Annotated in this window: 9 protein-coding genes; 8 read left to right on the top strand and 1 reads right to left on the bottom strand. The window is 74.6% G+C overall.

What is annotated here, in order from left to right:
• Positions 1-298 (bottom strand): hypothetical protein (locus DZF91_RS32165; protein ID WP_199487046.1); only part of this gene is annotated, 298 nt, incomplete at its 3' end.
• A gap of 87 nt (positions 299-385) precedes the next feature.
• Between DZF91_RS32165 and DZF91_RS32170 the strand changes: the two genes are divergently transcribed.
• The 8 genes from DZF91_RS32170 to DZF91_RS32205 form a co-directional block, all read left to right on the top strand.
• Positions 386-1,426 carry a GNAT family N-acetyltransferase gene (locus tag DZF91_RS32170; RefSeq protein WP_117360824.1) on the top strand — a complete coding sequence of 347 codons (1,041 nt, stop codon included), beginning with the start codon at positions 386-388 and terminating at the stop codon, positions 1,424-1,426.
• Positions 1,423-2,454 carry a hypothetical protein gene (locus tag DZF91_RS32175; protein WP_117360825.1) on the top strand — a complete coding sequence of 344 codons (1,032 nt, stop codon included), beginning with the start codon at positions 1,423-1,425 and terminating at the stop codon, positions 2,452-2,454. The genes DZF91_RS32170 and DZF91_RS32175 overlap by 4 nt, the downstream gene beginning before the upstream one ends.
• 30 nt (positions 2,455-2,484) lie before the next feature.
• On the top strand, positions 2,485-3,426 hold the full coding sequence (locus DZF91_RS32180) for a hypothetical protein (protein ID WP_117360826.1): 942 nt from the start codon (positions 2,485-2,487) through the stop codon (positions 3,424-3,426).
• A 394-nt stretch (positions 3,427-3,820) separates the two neighbouring features.
• Positions 3,821-4,828: an NAD-dependent epimerase/dehydratase family protein gene (locus tag DZF91_RS32185; protein WP_117360827.1), complete on the top strand. Its 1,008-nt coding sequence runs from the start codon at positions 3,821-3,823 to the stop codon at positions 4,826-4,828.
• Positions 4,825-5,799 carry a glycosyltransferase family 2 protein gene (locus DZF91_RS32190; RefSeq protein WP_117360828.1) on the top strand — a complete coding sequence of 325 codons (975 nt, stop codon included), beginning with the start codon at positions 4,825-4,827 and terminating at the stop codon, positions 5,797-5,799. Before DZF91_RS32185 ends, DZF91_RS32190 begins: the two co-directional genes overlap by 4 nt.
• Positions 5,796-7,130 carry an ATP-grasp domain-containing protein gene (locus tag DZF91_RS32195; protein ID WP_199487047.1) on the top strand — a complete coding sequence of 445 codons (1,335 nt, stop codon included), beginning with the start codon at positions 5,796-5,798 and terminating at the stop codon, positions 7,128-7,130. The genes DZF91_RS32190 and DZF91_RS32195 overlap by 4 nt, the downstream gene beginning before the upstream one ends.
• Entirely contained in the window at positions 7,117-7,923 is an 807-nt protein-coding gene (locus DZF91_RS32200; RefSeq protein ID WP_117360829.1) for a hypothetical protein, read from the top strand. The genes DZF91_RS32195 and DZF91_RS32200 overlap by 14 nt, the downstream gene beginning before the upstream one ends.
• The coding region (locus DZF91_RS32205; RefSeq protein WP_199487048.1) for a hypothetical protein at positions 7,863-8,131 on the top strand (269 nt) is incomplete at its 3' end. The genes DZF91_RS32200 and DZF91_RS32205, both read left to right, overlap by 61 nt.

Genomic DNA, 8,131 nt, shown 5'->3' on the forward strand with positions numbered 1-8,131 from the left:
CGCCGACCGCGCGCGACGGCAGTCCGCCGCGTGCCGACTCGGGCGCGGCGACGGCCAGCGCGGCGCGCAGCGTCCCGGTCTCGGCGGACCACAGGGACGGTTCGCGCGCCGGCCGGAACGGGCCCCCGAGCGGGCAGAGCCGGAAAAGCTGACCGGTCAGGTCGGCGGACGCGGCGCGTGCCGGCTCGGCCAGCGGACGGCCGGCCGCGGCCCACTGCTCGCGGTAGTACGGGACCTCGGAGAACGCCCGCGCGACGACCCGGCGGCGGGCCGCCTCCCAGCGCCGCTCGGTCAGCACGGCGTCCGCACCCCCTGCTCCATGGCGCTCCCGCCTCCCCTTCCCCACCCGTGGACGACGCGGAACATTAGATGCCACACTGCGCGGGTGATCAAGGGTTTCAGCGTTCGGCTCCTCGATCCACGACGGGACACCCTCCCCCCGGGCTGGGATGAGTTCCGCGCGTCCGAGGGGCTGCACGCGGTCTGGTCCCCGCAGGTGCTGGGCGCGCTCACCGCCCTGCGCACCCCGCCGCTGCTCGCCGTCTGCTCCGACGCGGACCGCATCGCGGGCGTGGTCGGCGGCGTCTACCTCGGACTCCGCCGGGGGACGCCGCGCCCGTGGCGGGAGCCGCTGATCTTCGACATGCGGCTGCCCGGGCAGAGCGGACCGCCCTGGCACTTCGCCGAACGGGTCCCGCCCGCCGCCCGGCGCGCCCTGCTCCGGCGGGTCGAACGGCTCGCGGCGCGGCGGCTCGGCCCCGGCTGCCTCGGCGTCGTCTACCGTCCGCTGTCGGGTGGCGACCTGGCCCTGGTGGCGCGGCGCGGGACGTTCACCCTCGAGTCCGCCGAGGGCACCCGGATGCCCGTGGAGTTCGGGTCGGTGGACGAGTGGCTGCGCTCGCTGAGCAAGAGCCGCCGCACCGACCTGCGCCGCCAGGTCCGGATGATCGACGCCGCCGGGGACCTGGAGGTCGCCGTCGGCGTCCGCCGGACCGACCTCGACGCGGACGAGCTGGCCCGGATGCACGCCGCGCACACCGCCAAGCTCGCGGCGCGGTTCGACGTCCGAGCCCCGCTGCCGCCGGAGTACTTCCGCGCGCTCTGCGAACGCGACGACGTGGCGATGGTCAGCTACCGCGAGACGCCGTCCGGACGGCTGCTGGCCTGGGGCACGCTGCTGATGGCGGGCGCCGCCCCGGGGCTCGGCGCGTGGGCCGCGCTCGACCCGGCGGACGGCGGGCGCAAGCACCTGTACTTCGACCACTACGTCCGGCTGCTGGGGCTCGCGGTCGAGTCGGCGCGGGACGCGAAGGAACCGCCGGTGCTGAACGGCGGACAGGGGATGGCCGAGGTGAAGCGGTCGCTCGGGTTCGAGACCGTGCCGATGCGCACGCTCGTCGTCCCGCGTCCGCTGGTGGGGCGGTGACCCCGCGCGCGCGGATCATCGATCCGCTGGCCGAGCCCGTCCCGGACGCCTGGGACGCCTTCGTGGACGACCAGGGCGTGGCGGCGGGCTGGCGTTCGGCGGTGCTCGGCGCGCTGGCCTGGTGCGCCCGGCACCGGGTGGTGCTGGGACTGGTGACCGACGAGGGCGGCGCACCCTGCGCGCTGTTCGCCGGACGGCACGTCCTGGCCGGCCGTCCGCACCGGTACGAGGGACGCGCCGAGCGGCGGCGGTTCGTCCCGGGGATGCTGGAGTGCCATCTGCCGCCGTCGGTGACCGCGTCCGGCCACGTGTTCCACGCCGACCTGGACGCGCCGGGCCGCGCGGCGGCGGTCGCGGCGTTCGAGCGGGCCGCCGCGCGCTTCCTCGGCCCGGCGCTCGCGGGGGTCGTGCACCGGCAGGTCGGCGAGGCGGACCTGGAGGCGTTCCGGGGGCCCGGCCGGATCGTCCGGCCGGTGCTGGCGGAGAGCGTCGTCGTCAACCGCTGGGACACCTTCGACGGCTACCTCGCGAGCCTGCCGCGCCGCGACCGCAAGAACCTGCGGCGGCTGTACCGCCTGGTGGACGAGGACCCCGGCGTCCGGACCGCCGTCGAACCCCGGCTGGACGGCGTGGAGGCCGCCCGGCTGGCCCACACCGTCCTGCTCCGGTACGCCGGCGGCGGCCGGCGCGGGCCGAACCCCCTGCCGTCGGTCTACAACGACCGGCTCGGCGGGCTGCCCGGCGTCCACTACTTCACCTACCGGGAGCCGGACGGCGCGCTGCTCGCCTACGGTCTGCTGCTGGAGGACGGCCCGGCGCTGCGCTGCATGGGCTGGGGCAGCCGGGACGCGGCGGACGGCGGACGCTCCAACCTGTACTTCGACCACTTCCTGCGGCAGATCGCGTTCCTGGTGGAGCGCGACCGGGACCGGCTGATCATGGGGAAGACGATGACCGAGCTCAAGGAGCGGTTCGGGGCGCGGAACGAGCCCCTGTACGCGGTCGCGGGCGCGCGGAGGTTCTGGTGAGGCGGAGGTTCTGGTGAGGCGGAGGTTCTGGTGAGACTGCTCGGACGGCGCACCCGCGAGGTCCCGGACGTGGACGACACCTGCCTGCAGTGCGGACGGCCCGGCACCGACCTGCTGGAGGCCGACGCCAGGCGGGTCCGGCAGTCGTGCCGGGTGTGCGGGGCCGTGCTGACCACGCCGACGTCCCGCCGCCTCCGCACCGCCCCCGACCCGGCGGCGACCGGCCAGGCGTCCGCCGCCTCGGAGCCGGGGCCGGTTCCCGGGGCCGACGCGCAGGACGGCGCCGGCCCGCTCGCCGCGTACCTGCCGCCGGACATGCTGGCCTGGGTCCGCGAGCACCACGGCCCGGACCTGCCGGACGCGCCGGACAAGGCGGTCATGACCGCCTGGCACACCGGCTACGACGAGTTCACCGCCCGCACCGCCGGAGACGGCGACCCGAGGCCGCCGAAGTTCGGCAAGGTCGTCGGCGCGCTGAACGCCGCCTGCTTCGACGTGGACCTCGCCCTCGAACGGCTCGTCCCGAAGTCCGGCGGCGCCGAGGCGGGTGGGGGCGCGGGCCGGCCGGACGGGGGCGGCGCCGAGCGCGAGCTGGCGCGTGAGCGGGCGGAGTACCTGCTGCGGTGGATCGCGGGGCCGGGCCGGTCCGACAGCTGGATCGCCGCGCGGGCCACGGTCGGCGCGAACCCGGCCGGTGGGAGCCCGGCCGGTGGGGCTCCGTCCGGTGAGGGGCCGGACGCGGCGGAGGTGGAGGCCGCCCTCGCGCTGCCCAGTCTGACCGATGCGCTCCGGTCGGACGGGGGACGGACGCTGCGGCTGGCCCTGTTCGGCGTGCGGAAGGGACCCGCGCTGGGGGACGTCGTGGAGCACTTCGGTGAGGAATCGGTGCGCGATGCGCTGCGCGCGTACGCGGCGGACGGCTCCCGGCCACTCCTGGACACGCTCACCGCGCGCCTGGACGCCGCCCGCTGACCTGCCCGCCCACGCCCGGCGGAAAGGCCGTGCCCGCCTGAAAGACCGTGTCCGGTCGAAAGGCGGTCACGGCCCTTTTCGTTCCGTGGCCTCGCCATTGGCGGGCCGTCGTCGCTCCCATTGCCGAGCGTGGCTCCGCCGTTTCGGAAAGAGCGGGTCCGCCAGGTCAGGGGGCCGCCGCCCGACCCTAACCCCCGAAAACATGAAAGGCAAGAGTTCCGACGTGCAGGAAAAGGACACCGGAGGGCCGTTCCGCCGCTGAGTCGATCTTGCTACGTTTCCACCCCGTAATCACACCCGTGGTCCGCCGGCGGCAATCCCGAGGGCGGGGCTCAAGCCTGCGTGGAAATGCTATCGAGCATTGACGTAGCGTAGTGAAAAAGGAGTGCGAGCGGTGTCCGGTTCGGTACTCATCACGGGCGTCGCCGGGTTTCTCGGCAGCCATCTGGCGGACGCCCTGCTGGCTGGCGGCAGCGCGGTGCGCGGCATCGACAACCTGAGCGGCGGCTACAAGGACAATGTCCCGGACGGCGTGGAGTTCCGCGACGTCGACTGTCGTTCGATCAGCGAATATTCCGACCTTCTCGACGGCGTCGACACGGTTTACCACTGTGCCGCCGCGGCTTATGAGGGGCTGTCGGTATTCGCTCCGTACCACGTCGACCAGCACACCTGCAGCGCCACCGTGGCGGTGCTTTCGGCGTCCGCCCAGGCCGGCGTCCGCCGCTTCGTGCACTGCTCGTCGATGTCCCGTTACGGAGACGGCGTCCCGCCCTTCCACGAGGACATGACGCCGGAGCCGGTGACCCCCTACGGCATCGCCAAGTACGCCGCCGAGCTGATGGTCCGGTCGATCTGCGGAACGCACGGCATGGAGTTCAACATCGCCGTGCCGCACAACATCATCGGCCCGCGCCAGCGCTACGACGACCCCTACCGCAACGTCGCCGCGATCATGATCAACCGGATGCTGCAGGGCAAGCAGCCGGTGATCTACGGCGACGGCTCCCAGGTGCGCTGCTTCAGCTTCGTCGCGGACGTCGTCTCCTGCCTGGTCGCGCTGGGCGAGGACCCGTCCGTCCAGGGCGAGGTGGTGAACGTCGGGCCGGACGAGAACCCGGTGACCGTGCTGCACCTCGCCGAGACCATCGCCGAGGCCCTCGGCATGGAGTGCGACCCGGTCTTCGTCCCGGCCCGGCCGCTGGAGGTGCACCACGCCACCTGCTCGTCCGACAAGGCCCGGCGGCTGCTCGGCTACGAGACCCGCACCTCGCTGCGGGACGGCATCGCCGACATGGTCGAGTGGATGCGGGCGCGCGGTCCCCGGCCCTTCGAGTACGACATCGAGCTGGAGATCGTCTCCGCCATCACGCCCTCGACCTGGACCGCGAAGCTGATATGAGCGGGCTGACCGTGGTCGTGCCCTGCTACAACGAGGGCGCGCAGGTGGAGACCGCGTACGGCGAGCTGACCGCGGCGCTCGCCGGTGTCGAGGCGCTGGAGCTGCTGTTCGTCGACGACGGCAGCTCCGACGACACCCTGGAGCGGCTGCGCGGGCTCGCCGAGTCCGACCCGCGCGTCCGCTACCTGTCCTTCACCCGCAACTTCGGCCTGGAGGCGGCGCAGGCGGCGGCGTTCGGCTACGCGTCCCAGCCGTGGTGCGCGCAGATCGACTGCGACCTCCAGGCGCCGCCCGAGGAGATCCCGCTGCTGCTGGCGAAGGCGGCGGAGGGCTATGACGTGGTGTTCGGCGTCCGCCGCGACCGCCAGGACGCGTGGGGACGCCGGGTCGCCGCGGTCGTCCAGCAGTGGGTGGCGCGGCGGCTGCTCGGCATCGAGCTGCCGCCCGGCGCGTCCACCTTCCGGGTCGTGCGCACCGAGGTGGCGCGGACGATCGCGGGGCTGCGGCTCGGCTCGCCCTACTTCCTGGCGACCGTCCCGCTGGTCGGGGCGCGGTACACGACCGTCCCGACCGGGCACCGGCCGCGGACGGCGGGCCGCTCGAAGTTCCGCCTCGCCCGCCTGGCCGGGCACAGCTTCGAGCTGTTCTTCGGGTTCTCGTGGCGTCCCCTCAACGCGGTCTACCTGCTCGCGGTGCTCGGTGTCGTCCTCGGCCCGTCCCTGGCGCTGGCGACGTGGGGCCTGGGCGCGGACGGCGGGACCGCCCTCGCGGCGCTCGGCGTCGTGCTCGGGGCGCTCACGCTGGTCTGCACCGCGCTCGTCGGCCGGTACCTGCACCGCCTGATGGCCGACATGGCGAAGATCCGGCCGTTCTACATCCGGGAGGCGAACGTGGAGATCCGCCCCGAGGACGCGCTCGCCCCGGGCACCCGGGTCGCGCCGCCCGCCGGCCGCCGGGCGGTGCTCCAGTGACCGGCGCGGACCAGAGGCCGCCGGACGGGGCGCTGGTCGTCCTGGGCGCGGCGGAGGAGCAGATCCCGCTGTACCTGGAGGCGCGGCGGCGCGGCGTCCCGTCGATCGCGGTGGACATACGGCCGGACCGTCCGGCGCTCCCGTTCGCGGACGCGTTCCTCCAGGTCTCCACGCGGGACGCGGACGCGATCGCGGCGGCGCTCGGCGACGCGCGCCCGGCCGGGTTCGTGACCTGCGCCAGCGACGCCGGGCTCGTCGCGTGGCGCGAGCTGTGCCTGTGGTACGGGACCGCCTACCGGTACCCGGAGGGCGCGCTCGCGGGCTCCACGGACAAGGCGGCCTTCCACGAGCTCGCCCGGACGGCCGGGGTCGCCGGATACGGGTTCGCCGAGTCGTCCGACCCGGACGAGCTGGTCGCGCAAGCCGCCGGGCTGCGTTACCCGCTCGTCGTCAAGCCCGCGGACGGCTCGGGCAGCAAGGGCGTGCTCCGCGTCACCGGCCCGGACGACCTGCCCGCCGCCGTCGCCCACTCCCGGACGTTCGCCGCGTCCGGCGCGGTGATCGCCGAAGAGGTCGTCGAGGGCCGCCAGCTGGTGGTCGAGACCTTCGTCCGGGACGGGCGGCCGCACTTCACCGCCGTCCTGGAGAAGGAGTTCGTCCCCGGCACCGACTTCATGGTCGGACGGCTGCGCTGCCCCGCGCGGCTGCCGGACGCGGTGCTCACCGGGCTGGAGGCGACCGCCGGACGGCTCTGCGCCGCGCTCGGCGTCACCGACGGCCCGGCCAACTTCGACGTCGTCCTCGGCGCGGACGGCCGGGAGCGCGTCATCGAGGTCAACGCGCGACTCGGCGGCAACGGCATCCCGCGGCTGCTCGCCGCCGCGTACGGCGTGGACAACGTCCGCGCGCTCGTCGCCCTCGCCCTCGGCGAGCCGTTCGACCTCACGCCGGAGCGCACCGCGCACGCCGCGCTGGAGCTGATCGGATCGCCGCTGGACGAGGACGGCGAGCTGGTCGCGGTCGGCGGCCTCGCCGAGGCCCGCGCCGTCCCCGGGATCACCGACCTCGCCCTGTTCGTCCGGCCGGGCGACCTCGTGCGGCCGTTCGACCAGTCCGGACACAAGATCGGCCACCTGGTCGCCACCGGCCCGACGGCCGAGGCCGCCGACGCCGCGCTGGCCGAGGCCCGCGCGCTGCTCCGGCTGACCGTCCGCCCGCTCCCCGCCCCCGTCCCGGCCCCAGCCGTGGCCGTGTCCGTCCCCGCCGCCGTGCCGCTCGCCGTGCCGGCCACCCCCGCTCTCGATCCAGGAGAACACCATGTCGTCAGCTGAGCAGACCCGCGTCGAGTCCGGGCGAGGCGGTGACGTCCCCACGCCCGCCGAGCCCGCCCCCACCGCGCCGACCTCCACCGAGTCGTCCTCCGGCGGGGAGGCGCTGCAGCCGTTCCTGCGGGCGAACGGGGTGACGCTGATCGCCGGGGCGGTCGCGGCCGTGCTCGGCGGCATCATCTGGTTCGCGCTGCCGCACGAGCACGACATCACCTCGCTGTGGGTGTTCCTGTTCAAGCTCACGCCGTTCGCCGCCGGCGCCGTCGCGGTCGCCTACCTCGACCAGGCGTGGGCGCGGCGGCTGCGGCTGCCCGAGATCGCCATCCCGGCCTGCTTCCTCGTGTTCTTCTGCTTCTTCGTCCCGCGCATGTTCTTCGTGGCGAAGAAGCCCGGCTCGGAGCTGTACTACACCGTCCTCACGCTGGTGCCGTTCATCATCCTGGCGCTGGCCCTGGCCTACCGGATCGGCGGCGGCAAGCGCGGCACGACGCTGCGGCTGTGCGCGGCGCTGCTGCTGCTCCAGCTCTCCGGCCTGGAGGACTTCGCGTTCCTGACCGTCAACCACCACACCGACCCGGCCTGGACGCCGATCCCGAAGGTCTGGAAGTGGGCCGACCACATGAAGGTCTTCCTCGGCCACTACCCGACCAAGGGCGAGGCGTACGCGTTCATCACGGTGCACGTGATCCTGGCGCTCGCGGTGCTGTTCGTCCCGGCGAGGACGGTCCGCGCCGCGTGGACGAAGGCGCGCGGCGGCAGGGGGACCGTCCGGGCGGCGGACGGAGGACGGTCCTGACCCGCGTCACCGTCGAGGTCGCGGACCCGCGCCACGACCCCGAGCCGGACGGCTGGCGCGAGCTGGCCGGATCGGCGCGGCGGCGCGCGGTCTGGTCCTACGACCTGCTGCGCACCGCCGCGTGGGCGTCCCGGCACCCCGTCCTGCTCGCCGTCGCCCGCGAGGCCGGACGCCCGGTCGCGGCGGTCAGCGCCGTCCTGGCCGGTCC

The sequence above is a fragment of the Actinomadura logoneensis genome (assembly GCF_003428695.1).
Taxonomy (GTDB): domain Bacteria; phylum Actinomycetota; class Actinomycetes; order Streptosporangiales; family Streptosporangiaceae; genus Spirillospora; species Spirillospora logoneensis.